The following is a 16053-nucleotide window of genomic DNA, read 5'->3' as shown; positions in this document are numbered from 1 at the left end:
TGATGACCGATTTCTCCGTGCTCGATCTCGTGCCGGTGCGCGCGGGCGGCACCCTGCACGAGGCTTTTGCAGCGAGTGTCGATCTCGCCCGCGCGGCCGAGCGGCTGGGGTGCAAGCGGTTCTGGGTGGCCGAACATCACGCGATGGATGGCATTGCGGGCGGGGCTACGGCGGTGGTGCTTGCCCATATCGGCAATGCGACACGCCACATCCGGCTTGGTTCGGGCGGGATCATGCTGCCCAATCACACCCCGTTCCAGATTGCCGAACAATTCGGGACGCTCGATGCGCTGTTTCCGGGGCGGATCGATCTCGGGCTTGGCCGGGCGCCGGGGGCGGGGCCGGAATTGCAGCGCGCGCTGCGCAAGAATCTCCATCAGGCAGCCGAATATTTCCCGCATGATGTGATCGAGCTACGCGCCTTGCTGACGGGCGATGTCGATCTGCCGATCCGCGCCACGCCCGGCTACGGGGCCAAGGTCGATCTGTGGATGCTCGGATCAAGCCTGTTCGGCGCAAGCCTCGCCGCAAAGCTCGGTCTGCCTTATGCCTTTGCGGCGCATTTTGCGCCCGATCATCTCGATGCCGCGCTGGCGCTTTACCGCCGCGATTTCCAGCCGTCCGACGCCTGCCCGCGCCCGCATGTGATGGTGGCGATGAATGTCTTTGCTGCCGATACCACCGAAGAGGCCGAACTGATTGCCTCCAGCCAGGCGCAGAGCTTTGTCGCGCTGCGCACCGGCAATCCGGGCAAGCTGCCTCCGCCGGTGCCGGGCTATCGCGCCAGCCTGCCGCCTCCGGCGCAAGCGATGCTGGCCCATCTCGGACAGGCGGCGGCTGTGGGCACGCCCGCCGAAGTGCGCGCCGGGATCGATGCCTTCATCGCGCGCACCGGGGCGGACGAAATCATGCTGTGCGGGGCGACCTATGATCCGGCGGCGCGCATCCGTTCGCTCGAACTGACGCTTGCGGCGATGCGTGCGCCTGTCCTTGCGTGAGGCGCGCTAAAGGCGTATCGCGATCACGTTACATACAAACAATCCGGCACAATAAAATTACCTTGCCGCGCCGGAACAGAGGATGCCGGGAGCCCCTCACATGGTCTCGAAAACTGCTGCCAAATCCACCACGCTGCGCACCGTGTTGAGCGAGCGTCTCGCCCATTCGATCCTGCCGGGGGAGCGCCCGCTCGATCAGGAAGCGCTCGACGAAGCGGCGGATTTCCTGCTGGCAGCCATGGCACGCCGCGCACCCGGCGAATCGCTGGTCGAAATCGCCTCGAGCACGGGCGACAAGCGGTGCCTGCGGATTGCGGTCATCAATGATGACATGCCCTTTCTGGTGGATTCGATTGCGGGCGCGATCGCGTCGCAGGGCCTTGCGATCGATGTGCTGCTGCATCCTGTGGCCAAGGTCGCGCGCGATGCGGCAGGGGCGGTGACCGGGCTGAGCGGCGAGGCGGGTGCGCCCGAATCGCTGGTCTATATCGAAACCCCGCGTGCCGATGCGCGCCAGCGCCGCGCATTGCAGGCCTTGCTGGCAGACACGCTTGCCGATGTGCGCGCGGCGGTGGCTGATTGGCCCGCGATGCAGCAGGCCATGGCGGCGGATGCGGCGCGGATTGCTCCGGATGCGGGCGAGGCCGGGGCGCTGCTGGGCTGGCTCAACACCGGGATGCTGACCCAGCTTGGCCACCTCACCCTTTATCGGGATGGGCGCGAAGACAGCATTCTCGGCATCTGCCGCACCTCGGCGCGTGAATTGCTGGCCGAAGCCTCTATCCAGCGCGCCTTTGACTGGTTTGATGCCCAGGAAAAGGCCGGCACCCCGCGTCACCTGCTGGTCATCAAGTCAAACCGGCAGGCGCGGGTGCACCGTCTCAGCCCGCTCGATCTGTTCATCGTCCCGCTGCGTGAGGAAGGCCGGATCACCGCGCTTTCGATCCACGCCGGTCTGTGGACGAGCGCCGCGCTCGCATCGCGCCCGGCTGAAGTGCCGGTGCTGCGCGAAACCCTCAGCGGGCTTGCCCAGAGCCTTGGCTTCGCGCCATCAGGTCACGCCGGCAAGGCGCTGGTGCATGCCTTTACCTCGCTGCCCAATGATCTGCTGATCGCCTTCGCGCCCGCCAAGGTGGCCGAACTGGTGACAGCCAAGATGGCGTTGATCGATCGCCCGCGTCCGCGGGTGGTGATGGTGCGCTCGACGCTTGAACGCCATGTCTTTGCCTTTGTCTGGCTCCCGCGCGATCAGCTTTCCACCGATGTGCGCCTCCAGATTCAGGCAATGCTGCTCGAAACGCCGGGCGCGGGCTTGCTCGACTGGAGCCTTGAGGTCGAAAGCAGCACGCTCGCCCTGCTGCGTTTTCTCATCGATGTGCGCGCCTGCGAGGACATGCCCGATGATGCCGTGATCGAAGCGCGCCTTGTCGAAATGCTGCGCGGCTGGAACGAGGCGGTCGAAAGCCAGCTCGCCAGCGCGGGCGATGATGGCCGCGCCGCCGCGATTGCCGCGCGCTATGCCCCGGCTTTCCCGCCCGCCTACCGCATGACCTATGGCCCGGCTGAAGCCGCGCGCGATATTGCCAAGCTGCGCCCGCTCGCTGTTGCCGCTGATGATGGGCACGATGGCGCGCCCGAACGGGCCGTGCGCCTTTACCGGCTCGACAGCGATGCCAGCGATGTGCTGCGGCTCAAGATCTACTGCATCAAGGGCAAGCTGCCGCTGTCCGATGCCGTGCCTGCGCTTGAGAATTTCGGCTTCCGGGTGATGGCCGAAGTCCCGACATTCCTTGCCGACCCCGCGCTCGGTTCGATCCATGATTTCATTCTGAGCCTGCCGGCGGGTCTCGAAGCGGCCACCTTGCTGGGCCGCTCGGCGCTGATCGAGCGCGCGCTGGATGATGTGCTCAACGGCGCGGCGGAGGATGATCCCTTCAACCGGCTGGTGCCCGGGCTTGGCCTTGCCGCGCGCGAAGCCGATTGGCTGCGCGCCTTCTATCGCTATCTGCGCCAGACCGGGATGGGCTTTACCATTTACACCGTGGTTGATGCGCTGGCGGCCGCGCCTGCGGCCACCAAGGCGATGATCGATCTGTTCACGGCGCGCCACGATCCGGCGTTTGGCGGTGATCGCACCGGGGCTGAAACCGCTGCCGAAACGGCCTTTGCCCGCGCGCTCGCCAAAGTTACCGCGATCAATGATGATCGTCTGCTGCGGCGCTACATGGCCGCGATCAAGGCGGTGCTGCGCACCAATGCCTATGCGCCTGCGGCTGCCGAAGCGCTCGCCTTCAAGCTGGATTCAAGCCTCGTGCCTGCTCTTCCAAAGCCGGTGCCATGGCGCGAGATCTTCGTCTATTCGCGCCGGGTCGAGGGCATCCACCTGCGCTCGGGTGCGGTGGCGCGCGGGGGGCTGCGCTGGTCGGACCGGCGCGATGATTTCCGCACCGAAATCCTCGGGCTGATGAAGGCCCAGCGCGTCAAGAACGCGGTGATCGTGCCCACGGGTGCCAAGGGCGGGTTCTACCCCAAGCAGCTTCCCTCTCCCGCGCTTGACCGGGAAGGCTGGGCCGCCGAAGGCCGCGCGGCCTATGAAATCTTCATCCGCACGCTGCTTTCGGTCACGGACAACATCGTCGAAGGCAAGGTGGTTCACCCGCAGGCGGTGCAGGTGCGCGACGGGGAAGACCCCTACTTCGTGGTGGCCGCCGACAAGGGCACCGCGACCTTCTCCGACATTGCCAATGGCATCGCGCAAAGCCGCGACTTCTGGCTGGATGATGCCTTCGCCAGCGGCGGCTCAAACGGGTATGATCACAAGGCGATGGGCATCACCGCGCGCGGCGCGTGGGTGAGCGTGCAGCGCCACTTCCGCGAAATGGGGATCGACGTCCAGAAAGACTCGATCACGGTCGCGGGCTGCGGCGACATGTCGGGCGATGTGTTCGGCAACGGGATGCTGCTCTCGAAGGCGATCAAACTGGTGGCGGCGTTCGATCACCGCCATATCTTCATCGATCCCGCGCCCGATCCGGCGACCAGTTGGCAGGAGCGCAAGCGCATGTTCGCGCTCCCGCGTTCAAGCTGGGAGGATTACGATGCCGCGCTGATTTCCAAGGGCGGCGGGGTATTTCCGCGTTCGGCCAAGCAGATCAAGCTTTCGAAGCAGGCGCGTGAAGTGCTGGGGATTGAGGCCAAGGAGATCGAGCCGGAAGCGCTGATTTCCGCGATCCTCCGCGCGCCGGTTGATCTCTTGTGGTTCGGCGGCATCGGCACCTATCTCAAGGCGCCTTCGGAAAACCATCTCGATGTCGGCGATCCCGCCAATGATGCGCTGCGCATCAATGCCGATGAAGTGCGCGCCAAGGTGATTGGCGAAGGCGCCAACCTTGGCGTGACCCAGGCCGCGCGCATTGCCTTTTCGCTGAAGGGCGGGCGCATCAACACCGACTTCATCGACAATTCGGCGGGCGTCGATTGTTCGGATAACGAGGTCAACATCAAGATCGCGCTGGCTGCGGCGACCCGCAGCGGCAAGCTTTCGACGAAAAAGCGCAACGCGCTGCTCGAAAGCATGACCGACGAGGTCGGCACGATCGTGCTCGAAGACAACCGCTTGCAGGCCCTGTCGCTGTCGATTGCCGAAGCCGGCGGGCCGGGCGCGAGCGCCTCGCATCTCCATCTGATCCAGCGGCTTGAAGAGCTGGGCGGGCTGGATCGCCGCACCGAGGGACTGGCGGATGATGAAACGCTGATGCGCCGCGCCGCGGATGGCAAGGGGCTGACCCGTCCGGAACTGGCGGTGCTGCTGTCTTCGGCCAAGCTGGCGTTGCAGGATGCGATCGAGAAAAGCAGCCTGCCCGATGATCCCGCGCTCGAAACGCTGCTGATCGGGCGTTTCCCCGCCCCGATGCGCACCGCCTTTGCCAGCGAGATCAAGGGGCATCGCCTGCGCCGTGAAATGATCGCGACCAGCCTTGCCAACCGCATCGTCAACCGCTTGGGGCTGATCCACCCCTTCGAACTGGCCGAGGAAGAAGGCGTCGGCTTTGCCGAAGTCGCAGCGGCCTTTGTCGTCACCGACAACCTCTTCGGGCTTGATCGCCTGTGGCGCGATCTTGATGACGCCGCCATTCCCGAAGCGGTGCGCCTCACACTGTTTGAACGCGTTGCCGCCGCTGTCGGCAATCTGATGTCGGATGTGCTGCGCACGGCATCGGGCAAGGTCGCGGTCAGCGCGATGATCGGCGAACTGGCTGCGGGCGTCACCCGGCTTGCCGCTGCACACGAGGAATTGCTGGTCGGCAAGACCCGCGAACAATCGCAGGCGCTGCGCGCGCATTTCGTGGAGCTTGGTGCACCGGCAGCCTTGGCCGGGCGCGTGGCCGACCTGTTCGATTATGACGGCGCGGTCGGGCTGGCGCGGCTGGCACTCGACACCGGGGTTGAACCGACCCGGCTCACCCATGCCTTTACCGATATCGGGGGCAGGCTGGGGCTGGACTGGGCGCAGGGGACCGCCGCGCACATGTCGCCCTCGGATGTGTGGGAGCGCCTGCTGGTCGATGGTCTGGCGCGCGATTTCCAGCACATGCGGCTCGATTTCCTGCGCCGCCTGCTCAAGCGTAAAGGGGTAAAGGATGATCCCGGCGCGGCGGTGGCCGAATGGGCCGCGCGCAACGCGGCGGGTGTGGTGCAGATGCGCGGGCTTATCACCCGGGCGCAGAGCCGCCCGCCGGTGATGCCCGCGATGCTCGCCCAGATCGCCAGTCAGGCGCGCAATCTGCTCGATCGCTAGCCGATGTCTGCGTGCCACGCCTGCCGCACATCCTTGACGATGGGGCGTTTTGGCGCGAGTTCCGCAATCGGGGATAGCTGAGGGGAATGCCCGTGGATCACGCCGATGTGGTGATTGTCGGTACTGGCCATGGCGGCGCGCAGGCTGCGATCGCGCTGCGCCAGCACGGCTTTGCAGGCTCGATCCTGATGATCGGGCGCGATTCGGTGCCGCCCTATGAACGCCCGCCGCTGTCGAAGGAATATCTCGCCGGCGACAAGAGCTTCGAGCGAATCATGATCCGCCCGGAAAAGTTCTGGGCTGACAAGGATATTGCGCTGAGGCTCGGTGCGGGGGTCACCGCGATTGACGCCAAAGGGCACAGCGTCACGCTCGCCGATGGCAGCGTGATCAGCTATCGCAAGCTGATTTGGTCGGGTGGGGGCGATCCGCGCCGGATGCCGTGCCCGGGCGCCAATCTCAGCCATGTCTTTTATGTGCGCGACAAGGCTGATGCCGATGCGATGATGGCCGCGCTCGCCGCTGGTGCCAAGCGCGCGGTGGTGATCGGCGGCGGCTATATCGGGCTGGAAGCTGCTGCCGTCCTGCGCAAGCTCGGCTGCGAGGTGACGCTGGTCGAAATGCTGCCGCGCCTGCTCGCGCGGGTTGCGGGCGAAGAGCTGTCGGCTTTCTATGCCTCAGAGCATCGCCGGCAGGGCGTTGATGTGCGGCTGGCTTGCGGGGTGACCGAAATCCTCGGCGATGCGGATGGCAAGGCGACCGGCGTGGTGCTCGATGATGGCACCCGGCTTGCCTGCGATATGGTGGTGGTCGGCATCGGGATCGTGCCTGCGGTCGGCCCACTGATCGCGGCCGGCGCGGCGGCTTCGAACGGGGTCGATGTCGATTTCTGCTGCCGCACCACGCTGGATGATGTCTATGCGATTGGTGATTGCGCAGCCCATGCCAATGATTTCGCGCAAGGCGCGGTGATCCGGCTCGAATCCGTGCAGAACGCGCATGACATGGCGAACACCGTGGCCCGCGCGATCATGGGTGAGAAAGAGCCCTACCACGCGCTGCCTTGGTTCTGGTCAAACCAGTATGATCTCAAGCTGCAAACCGCCGGGCTCAATCTCGGCTTTGATGCGACCGTGCTGCGCGGCGATCCCGACAGCCGCAAGTTTACCGTGGTCTATCTGAAGGATGGCAAGCCGATTGCCTTCGACTGTGTGAACACGATGAAGGACTATGTGCAGGGCCGCAAACTGCTGGAAAGCGGGATCGGCAAGGTTGATCCGGCGCTGCTGGCTGATCCCGAGTTGCCGCTCAAGGATTTGCTGTAAGCCGCGCCAGCGCCCAAGCTGCCGCGTCAGCCACCGCCGGATCGGGGTCCGACAGCAGCGCCGTGACCTGCGCGAGCAAGGCGCCATTGCCGCTGTTGCCCGCTGCGTAGAGACAATTGCGCACGAACCGATCCCGCCCGATGCGCTTGATCGGTGAGCCCGAAAACAGCGCCCGGAACCCGGCATCATCCAATGTGAGCAAGTCGGCAAGGCGCGGCGCGACCAGTTCGGCGCGCGGCAGGAATTCGGTCATGGCCTGGCTCGCGGCGGCGAATTTGTTCCACGGGCACACCGCGAGGCAATCATCGCAGCCATAGATGTGATTGCCGAGCGCCGCGCGAAATTCTGCGGGCACCGGGCCCTTGTGCTCGATGGTGAGATAGGAAATGCAGCGCCGCGCATCGAGCCGGTAGGGCGCGGGGAAGGCATCGGTGGGGCAGGCATCAAGGCACGCGCGGCACGATCCGCACTGGTCGCGGTGCGGCTGCGCGGGCGCGAGGTCGAGCGTGGTGTAGATCGCCCCCAGAAACAGCCAGCTCCCGTGGCTGGGGCTGACGAGGTTGGTATGCTTGCCCTGCCACCCGATCCCCGCCGCCTCGCCCAGCGGCTTTTCCATCACCGGCGCGGTATCGACAAAGACCTTGACCTGCGCCTCGGGCGCTTCGGCCACCAGCCAGCGGGCAAGCGCCTTGAGCCGCTTCTTGACCACGTCATGATAATCGCGCCCCTGTGCATAGACCGAGATACGAGCACGTTCGCTGTCCCCTTCCAGCGCCAAAGGATCCTGCGCCGGGGCATAGCTTGCCCCCAGCGCAATCACGCTGCGCGCTTCGGGCCAGAGCCCTTGCGGCGCCCGGCGATGATCTAGCCGGGTCGCCATCCATTCCATGCTGGCATGGTGCCCCTCGCCCAGCCATTGTTCGAGCCGCTCGCCGCGCAGCGGATCTTCCCCCGCGCTCGCAATCCCGCAGGCCGCGAAGCCAAGCGATTCAGCCACTTGCGCAAGGCGCCTTGCAAGGTCATGACTTGCAGCGGCGTTAACCATGCTTGAAGAGGCTCCTGTTTAGGCACCCGCGATAGGGCAAGGCACAATGGATATGGCGGTAAGCGAACAATTCGACCTCGGCAATCGTGCAGCGGGTGATCTGCGCCCGCTCGCAGTGGAGGCGCGCGGGCTGGTCAAGAGCTTTGACGGCATCCGCGCGGTCGACGGGGTCGATATCGCGGTCCCGCAAGGCGCGATCTATGGCGTGCTCGGGCCGAACGGCGCGGGCAAGACGACGACCTTGCGCATGTTGCTCGGGATCATCGATCCCGATGAAGGCGTGCGCCGCGTGTTCGGCCATGATCGCCCGCACGAAATCGGCCGCCTGATCGGTTATCTGCCCGAAGAGCGCGGGCTTTATCCGTCGATGAAAGCGATTGAGGCGATTGCCTTCATGGGCGCCTTGCGCGGGCTTTCGCTCAAGGAAGGGCGCACCCGCGGGCTCGACATGCTCGAACGCCACGGGCTTGCCCATGCTGCCGACCGGCAGATCCGCCAGCTTTCCAAAGGCATGGCGCAGACCGTGCAATTGCTCGGCACGCTGGTGCATCGCCCCCGGCTGGTGGTGCTCGACGAACCCTTTTCGGGCCTTGATGCGATCAATCAGGGCAAGCTCGAAGCGATGATCCGAGCGCTAGCGGATGACGGGGTGACCGTGATTTTCTCCACCCATGTGATCCACCATGCCGAACGCCTGTGCGAGGGTGTCGCGATTATTGCCGGGGGGCGCGTGCCCTATGCCGGCAGTGTCGAAGCCGCGCGGGATCGCATTCCGGCGCAAGTCCGGCTCGAAACTCGCGCGCGGGAGGGGGCTTGGCTGGGCGCCTTGCCCAAGGATACCCGCCGCAACGGCGATTTCTTCCATTTCCCGCTGCCCGAAAGCGGGGTTGAGCCACTGCTGCGCCAGCTGATCGAAGGCGATGCGGGGATCCTTTCGCTGTCGATCGAGCGTGCCGGTTTGCACGATGCCTTTGTCGCGATTGCCGGGGAAGCGGCGGCGCGCGCGCTCAAAGCTGATGAGGAAGGAGTCGCCGCATGAGCCAGCCTGCGCAGGTCAGCCCGCGTCTCTCGACGCTGGAGGCGGCATGGGTGATCGCGCGGCGCGATTTTGTCGCGGTGCTGTTCAGCCGCACCTTCCTGTTCTTCCTGCTCGGGCCGCTGTTTCCTTTTATCGTCGGCGGGCTCGCCGGCAGCATCACCGGCGAAGTGATGCGCGAGGCTGATAGCGTGGTCGTCGGGGTCGCGATGAGCCCTGCGGACAGCGCCGCGATGGTGTCGGCCGCCGCGGGCCTGACCCGCCAATTGGGCGGGGCCGTGCCGCCGCTTACCATCGTGCCCGAAGCAACGCGCGATCCGGCTTTTGACGCGCGCGCTTTCCTCGAAGAGCGACGCGGCGCCTATGCCGTCATCGTCACCGGCAGCCTGCGCGCGCCGCAGGTGGTCGGCACCGCCGAACAGGCCGCGCGCTGGCGCGGGCCGATCGAGCTGATTGCCGCCACCGCGATGCAGACCGCGCCCAGCGCCATGCCCGAGGCCACCAGCGAACTCGTCACCAGCAGCGCGGCGAGCGAGCGTTCCAATCGCATTGCCACCGCGCAGGCCGCGCAATTGCTGCTGTTCCTGCTCACAATGCTGCTGGCGGGCATGGTGCTGTCGAACCTGGTCGAGGAAAAGGCCAACAAGATCATCGAAATCCTCGCTGCTGCGATCCCGATGGATGCGGTGTTCATGGGCAAGCTGTTTGCGATGCTCGCCGTGTCCTTTGTCGGGATCATCGTGTGGGGGCTTTGCGGCTTCGGCTTCTGGAGCCTCGCCGGAGATGCGATTGTTGCAGGCACCGGCACGGATATTGCCAATCTGCCCGCGCCTGCGGTGGGCTGGCCGCTGTTTTTCGTGCTGGGGGTGACCTATTTCGCGATGGCCTATCTGCTGCTTGGCGGGCTGTTCCTGACCATCGGGGCGATGGCGAGCACGGTGCGCGAAGTGCAGACCCTGTCGATGCCGGTCACCATGATGCAATTGCTGGTGTTCTTCCTCGCCGCCTACACCATCACCCAGCCGGGATCGACGCTGGAAAAGGCCGCGATGGCCTTTCCGCTGTCCTCGCCCTTTGCGATGCTGGCGCGCGCCGCGATGGACCCCGCGCTGTGGCCCCATGCCGCGGCGCTGGCTTGGCAGGCGCTGGCGGTGGTGCTGATCGTCAAGGGCGGCTCGCTGCTGTTCCGCAAGCGGGTGATGAAATCGGGCAATGCCGGGCGGGCCAAAAAGCCGTGGTTCGGCAAGCGCGCCCCGCTGGCTGATCCGGCGGAGTAGCCTGCGCCGCCCGCGCGCGGAACAGTCCCGAATTGCAACCGACTATTGACAAGCCTGTCAGTTAGGTCAGGATGCGACTCGTCACGAGCGGCCCCGACAAGCACATGCCGCCGGACGGGAGAGAGACATGGCAACCATCGCCCCCGAGCAGACCAGCAAACCGCAATGGCGCTCTGCGCCCACGGCCTATGAAGCGCTGAGGACGCATCTCTCCGCCCACCCCGAAGATGTGCCGAACCATCCGCACCCCTGGGATGTCAGCCGTTCGGACATCTATTTCAACGACACCTGGCAGCCGATCTTCAAGCAGATGCAGGATGCCGGCGATCTACATTACATCCCGGAAAGCCCGTTCGGCCCCTATTGGGCGGTCGTTAGCCACCGCGCGATCCAGCATATCGAGGCGTTGCCCGAATTGTTCTCGTCGAGCTGGGAATATGGCGGCATCACCATTCTCGAACGGCCCAAGGATGAAGACATCCCCGAGGGTGAGGAACGCTTTGAACTGCCGATGTTCATCGCGATGGACCGGCCCAAGCACACCGGCCAGCGCCGCACGGTCGCGCCCAAATTCACCCCCAGCGCGATGGCCGATATGGAAGCCGATATCCGCGCACGCACCGGCGAATTGCTCGATAGCCTGCCGCGCGGTGAGGTGTTCGACTGGGTCGACAAGGTCTCGATCGAGCTGACCACCGGGATGCTCGCACTGCTGTTCGATTTCCCGTGGGAAGACCGCCGCCTGTTGACCTTCTGGTCGGACTGGGCGGGCGATACCGAACTTGCCACCGTGCGCGAACTGGATGAATTCCGCCGCGGGATCCTGATGGAAATGGCCGCCTATTTCCAGCAATTGTGGATGCAGAAATCGCAGGACAAGGAACCCGGCGATGATCTCATCTCGATGATGATCCATTCCGATGCGATGAACCAGATGAGCCCGCAGGAATTCATGGGCAATCTGGTGCTGCTGATTGTCGGCGGGAATGACACCACCCGCAACACCATGAGCGGGATCATCCACGCGCTCGATCAATTCCCCGATCAGCGCAAACTCTTCGAGGAAAACCCCGGGCTGATCCCCAATGCGGTGCAGGAATGCCTGCGCTACCAGACCCCGCTTGCCCATATGCGCCGCACGGCCACCGCGGATGCCGAAGTCTTCGGGCAGACCATCAAGCAGGGCGACAAGGTGGTGCTGTGGTATCTCGCCGCCAACCGCGACGAGAGCGTGTTCGCAAACCCGCACAAGCTCGACATCACCCGCGAGAACGCCCGCCGGCACATTGCGTTCGGTTATGGGATTCACCGCTGCGTTGGTGCGCGGCTCGCTGAACTGCAACTGCGCGTGTTGCTCGAGGAGATGCACAAGCGGCGGATGCGGGTGCATGTGGCCGGCGATGTTGAGCGGGTGAAAGCCAATTTCGTCCACGGCTTCCGCAAGCTTGAGGTCGAGATCACCCACTTCTGACAGGGCTTAGCCGGGCGCACGAAACCACGCAGGCGGTTTGCGCGTATATAGGGCAGAACCTGTGTTGCTATCGGATGGGATTGCCATGCGCTTGCCTGAACTCACCCGCCGCCGCCTGCTTGCTGCCACCGGCATGGCGGCCGCCGTGCCGTGGCTGGCGTCTTGCGGTGCCGAGGCTCAGGCCAAGAGCTTTCCTGTCAGCAAATCCGAGGCCGAATGGCGCCGTGCGCTCACACGTGACCAATATTATGTCCTGCGCGAGGCGGGTACCGAGCGGGCCTTCACCTCGCCTCTGAACAAGGAAAAGCGCAAGGGCACCTTTGCCTGTCCGGGCTGCGGGCAGGCGCTGTATTCCTCGGCGCACAAATATGACAGCGGCACCGGTTGGCCGAGCTTCTGGCAGGCGATCAACGCCAAGGCGGTTGGTACCTCAACCGACTACAAGATCGGGTACCCGCGCACCGAAGTGCATTGTGCGCGCTGCGGCGGGCATTTGGGGCATATCTTCGGAGACGGGCCGCGGCCGACGGGCAAGCGCCACTGCATCAATGGCCTCGCGCTGACCTTCGAGCCGGCCTGAGAGGGTTAATCCGCGAGCAGATCCGGCCTTTGCAGGCGGGCCATCAGCTTGGCGAAATCGCCAAGCGTGAACGTGTCGTCGAACACCAGCCCGTAGCGCGTCCCGCGGCGCCAGCGCACCTTGGCGCGGATTTCGCGCAATTCGGACGCCACGCCGCCGCCTTCCATCCGCAGGTTCTGATCGATCGCGAACAGCCCGTTGCATTCGAGCTGCGCGCCCTGCTGCGAGAGGTTCTCCACCATCGCGGTGCAGCGCTGCGAAATCGTGGTGAGCGTGACCGGGAAGGACACGGCAAGGCGCAGGCCGCGCTTGGGGAAGGCGACGACTTCGTTGATCAGCATGTTGACTGCAACTGGCTCGGCGAACTGGAAGCCCGCTTCGAGGCCGCGCTCCCATACGCGGATGATGGCATAGGCCGCGCCGCCCGGCATGTGCAGGGTAAAGCTTTCCTCGGCAGGCAGGCGGTGGAACAGCCGCACGCTCACCCCGGTTTCCGAGACATCGCGCACCACGCACACGAACTCGCCCGCGGCGCACACCAGCTTGGCCGCACGGATCAGCAGTGTGAAGCGCTGCGCCGAACGCTGTTCGCCTGTCTCCTGCGCCGCATCTCCCATATCCGGTTGTCGCGCCGAAAAATCCATCGCCAAGTCGCCTCGTTGCTGGCGGGCGAGATCAGAGGGATGGATCCGCGCCGCGCCAATGGTCTTGGAACATGGCCAAAAAATACCGAGCTCCGGTTAAGAGCAGGATAACCCCTTATCCGTCGATTTCAGGGGGGTACGTAAGCAATGGCGTTAACCACAAGGAGCAATTTGGTGCCCCGTGGAGGACAAAAATGGGCACTCAAATCATTGGGAAATTTGCCTCGAAATGCTGTAAAATCTTCAACGAAATAAGCCCGGGGTAGCAGCTACCGACATCTACACCATGTCCTTGTCAATAAATGTGGCACCCGGTCGGTTGGGACGCGTTATGCTGGGAACCTGCGAGGGAAGCTTGAGTTCGAGCAGTTCCGGCACGTCTCGCGTAAGGCCATAGGCGAGCAGCAGGCGAGAGAGATCACAGGCCTCGCTTGCACATGTGGCCGGCGGCTCAGGCTGCACAATTGCTGCAGTGCCGAGAACTTCAGGGGTGTTCTTGCTGTTAATGAAGTCGGCGTGAAGCTGAGTGGCGCATCCACCGCCAGTCGTTATCAATTGGACGTCGCGTGATCGAAGATCGCGGTGAAAGCCGTTTCCGCCCCGGCTCCAGCGGCAAGCATCCCCAAAAACTGCATTGAATTGGGCATTGCATGCATGGCGGAAGTCCTGCTCGGAGGCCCCACTCGCCAGGGCGGCGTTGAAAGACGCGGCGCCCAACAGCTCAACGCCAGCGCTGATCACTGCAATGCTCTTACGGTCAACGAGGTTGACTGCCGTCAGATTTGGCGAAGGCGTAGGTGATGAAATGACCTCGCAGGTTCAATTCACTCCGAGTTGCGCTTCTACCTCCGGCCAGAGCCGCTTGACCTCGCGTTTGAGGGCCTTTCGTAAGGTGGCAAGCTCACGCTTGGTGATCCCGATGGTGGCGGCGAGATCATCGCCGCGCTTGCCCTGGTCGATGGCGTCGATCAGCGCGGCGCGCTTTTCGTCATTGGCGGCAAGCCTGTCGAGCGCATCGGCGTAGATCTGACGCACGCGCTCCTGCTCGATTACGTCGTCAGGGCTTGAGACCGCATAACCACCAGCAGGGATGAGATCGAGAAGGTCTTCGATGGGCAGATCGATGATGCGTTCACGAGCCCGGCTGCGGCTCAGGTTGGCGCTGCTGGCAATAGACCGCGCGATTTCGGCAAGGACGGCATCGAACGGGACATCGGCAGGGATCGCCCTAGATGACAAAGCGCGCTTGACCGCCTCGTTGAGCAATTCAGCCGCTTCCTGACCGGAGCGCGCCGCATGTCCGGCGATTGCATCACGAAGTGGGGATCGAACACCGGGCTTGATGTGTGCAAGCTCGGCGCGCACCTCGTCGGGCGTCAGATGGCGAGCAGGCTCGGGCCGGGGTTCAGGAGCCGACATGGAGTTCGCTCCTACCAACACATGCGCTGCACATAAAAAATTCGGACAGGCTGTCCGCAAGTTGCCGAAGCGGCGCATGAGTGAGTGAGGACTGATGTGCCATGTTGCTCCTTTCGACCGGTGGCACGCTACATCACGTTTCCTAAGGCTATGTTATCATGGTTTTAGCTGAGGCCGGCCGGCGCGCGTGGTGCTGATTGTCCCATAGGCCAGCCATATAGTCGCTGGCGCATCACGGGCAGAGCGGGACTCCCGACGCTGCCCTTCTTGTGCCCTTGGCTGATTGGCGCCCCGCCCTCAGGCGAAAGCCAGCCACCGCCAACCCTGTAATCGCTCAAGCAGCCCGGTAGATCACGCCATGCAGCTTGGCGAGCGTGGCCTGATGCCGAGCCCATGGTGCAAAGGTGGTCGTCACGAACTGCGATGAGGGCAGCGCAGCGGCTGCGGCATCCGCCATGGCAAGATAGGCGGTGGGCAGACTTCCTCCGATCACACCATGGGATTTGAAGTGACGCAGCCCGATCACCGCCGTCGTGAGCACGTCCGCCAATGCCTGCTCGCGCACTTGATGCCATTTGCCAGCTTGCACCAGCGGCCCGATATCCTTGCTGGGCGAAGGCTTGGCAGGGATATCCGAGGCCCAGGCATATTCCGGTAGGTGCACACTCTTGGCACCGCCCGAGACTGCATAGCAAAGATCAAGCCGCGCATGTGATTTCGGCGACGGGTCGCGCAGATGATTGGGGAGCAGCAGTCCGAACTTGCTGGCGCAGAGACGCAAGACGGCCACATCCTTGTTTTCGCCGCCCCAGGTTACCAGAACAGCAGTCTTGTGGGCGTTCAGAACGTCGAACACAGTCTGGACCAGCATGCGCTCATCCATGGTATCGATGGCGATGGTGCTGGTCTGCTCGATGGTGATGAGTTCGGTCACCGGGTTGTGGTGCATGACTATCCAGCTTGCCGCTACGGGCCGATGGAAGGGCCAGCGGGTTGACCTCTCCGCACCAGCGCCCTCAGCAGCCTGATAGGCGCTGTGGCGATCACGATCATAGGCATATTCAAGGTCCAATATGATCCAGCGCGACCCGTTCTCCCGGTTCTCATGGCGGTCAGGCCGCGCTTCGAACAGGTTCTTTTCCCGCATGAGCTTGTGCTCAAGTTGGGTGCCGTCGGGATCCTGAGGCGTGCTACCGCTCCCGGTGTTGGCGCGGTTCGCGTTGTCGATCCCGCATTCGGCCTCGGCCTTGGCGGGTTTGGCTTCATAGGCATCAGGGGTATGGGTATTCATGTTCATTTCCTTTTTGTGTTGAGCAGGCATCGCCTGCGGTTGGTTGGTGCTCGGTTGGGTTAGGGGTTGATGGGATCAGCGCAGAGCGCATCGCCGGACTGCCCGAGCGGCAGACCGGGTCAGCAGCCAAGGCTGACGGCGGAGAAGTTCGTGGATTCAGCTGATCACG

The 16053-nt window shown here is 64.2% G+C and carries 12 protein-coding genes; 7 read left to right on the top strand and 5 right to left on the bottom strand.

All coding sequences use genetic code 11. The annotated features are described in order from the left end of the window. The first annotated feature begins 2 nt into the window (after nt 1–2). The 3 genes from SOQ14_RS06875 to SOQ14_RS06865 all read left to right on the top strand — a co-directional run bounded on the left by SOQ14_RS06875 (nt 3) and on the right by SOQ14_RS06865 (nt 7121). Nucleotides 3–998 (top strand): LLM class flavin-dependent oxidoreductase, encoded by a 996-nt coding sequence (locus SOQ14_RS06875; protein ID WP_322897318.1) that lies wholly within the window; start codon nt 3–5, stop codon nt 996–998. Between the two features lie 100 nt (nt 999–1098). Then, nucleotides 1099–5796 carry an NAD-glutamate dehydrogenase gene (locus SOQ14_RS06870; RefSeq protein ID WP_322897317.1) on the top strand — a complete coding sequence of 1566 codons (4698 nt, stop codon included), beginning with the start codon at nt 1099–1101 and terminating at the stop codon, nt 5794–5796. 86 nt (nt 5797–5882) lie between these two features. Next, complete coding sequence (locus SOQ14_RS06865; RefSeq protein WP_322897316.1) at nt 5883–7121, top strand: NAD(P)/FAD-dependent oxidoreductase; 1239 nt, start codon at nt 5883–5885, stop codon at nt 7119–7121. On the opposite strand, the gene queG is transcribed toward SOQ14_RS06865, so the two are convergent. Then, the gene (queG, locus tag SOQ14_RS06860; protein ID WP_322897315.1) at nt 7105–8166 is read right to left on the bottom strand and encodes a tRNA epoxyqueuosine(34) reductase QueG; all 1062 of its coding nucleotides are present in this window, start codon (nt 8164–8166) and stop codon (nt 7105–7107) included. The genes SOQ14_RS06865 and queG overlap by 17 nt on opposite strands. A gap of 46 nt (nt 8167–8212) precedes the next feature. On the opposite strand from queG, the gene SOQ14_RS06855 reads away from it, so the two are divergent. From SOQ14_RS06855 to msrB, 4 genes are all read left to right on the top strand, one after another. Beyond that, nucleotides 8213–9205, top strand: coding sequence for an ABC transporter ATP-binding protein (locus tag SOQ14_RS06855; RefSeq protein ID WP_416232739.1), 993 nt, complete (start codon nt 8213–8215; stop codon nt 9203–9205). Further along, complete coding sequence (locus SOQ14_RS06850) at nt 9202–10479, top strand: ABC transporter permease (protein ID WP_322897314.1); 1278 nt, start codon at nt 9202–9204, stop codon at nt 10477–10479. The genes SOQ14_RS06855 and SOQ14_RS06850 overlap by 4 nt, the downstream gene beginning before the upstream one ends. 127 nt (nt 10480–10606) lie before the next feature. Next, a complete protein-coding gene (locus SOQ14_RS06845) occupies nt 10607–11950 on the top strand; it encodes a cytochrome P450 (protein ID WP_322897313.1) in 1344 nt (447 codons plus the stop codon). A gap of 85 nt (nt 11951–12035) precedes the next feature. Then, nucleotides 12036–12530, top strand: coding sequence for a peptide-methionine (R)-S-oxide reductase MsrB (gene msrB / locus SOQ14_RS06840; RefSeq protein ID WP_322897312.1), 495 nt, complete (start codon nt 12036–12038; stop codon nt 12528–12530). 5 nt (nt 12531–12535) lie between these two features. Here msrB and SOQ14_RS06835 read toward each other — a convergent pair whose 3' ends face one another. The 4 genes from SOQ14_RS06835 to SOQ14_RS06820 form a co-directional block, all read right to left on the bottom strand. After that, nucleotides 12536–13174, bottom strand: a complete 639-nt coding sequence (locus tag SOQ14_RS06835; protein ID WP_322897310.1) for a PilZ domain-containing protein — start codon at nt 13172–13174, stop codon at nt 12536–12538. Between the two features lie 279 nt (nt 13175–13453). Further along, on the bottom strand, nt 13454–13915 hold the full coding sequence (locus SOQ14_RS06830) for a hypothetical protein (protein WP_322897309.1): 462 nt from the start codon (nt 13913–13915) through the stop codon (nt 13454–13456). A gap of 78 nt (nt 13916–13993) precedes the next feature. Next, entirely contained in the window at nt 13994–14671 is a 678-nt protein-coding gene (locus tag SOQ14_RS06825; RefSeq protein WP_322897308.1) for an RNA polymerase sigma factor, read from the bottom strand. 256 nt (nt 14672–14927) lie between these two features. Continuing rightward, nucleotides 14928–15884: a 3'-5' exonuclease family protein gene (locus SOQ14_RS06820; RefSeq protein ID WP_322897307.1), complete on the bottom strand. Its 957-nt coding sequence runs from the start codon at nt 15882–15884 to the stop codon at nt 14928–14930. Nucleotides 15885–16053 lie beyond the last annotated feature (169 nt).

It is taken from the genome of Erythrobacter epiphyticus (assembly GCF_034653295.1).
In the GTDB taxonomy this organism is placed as follows: Bacteria; Pseudomonadota; Alphaproteobacteria; order Sphingomonadales; family Sphingomonadaceae; genus Erythrobacter.
This window is presented reverse-complemented; position numbering and strand designations above follow the sequence as displayed.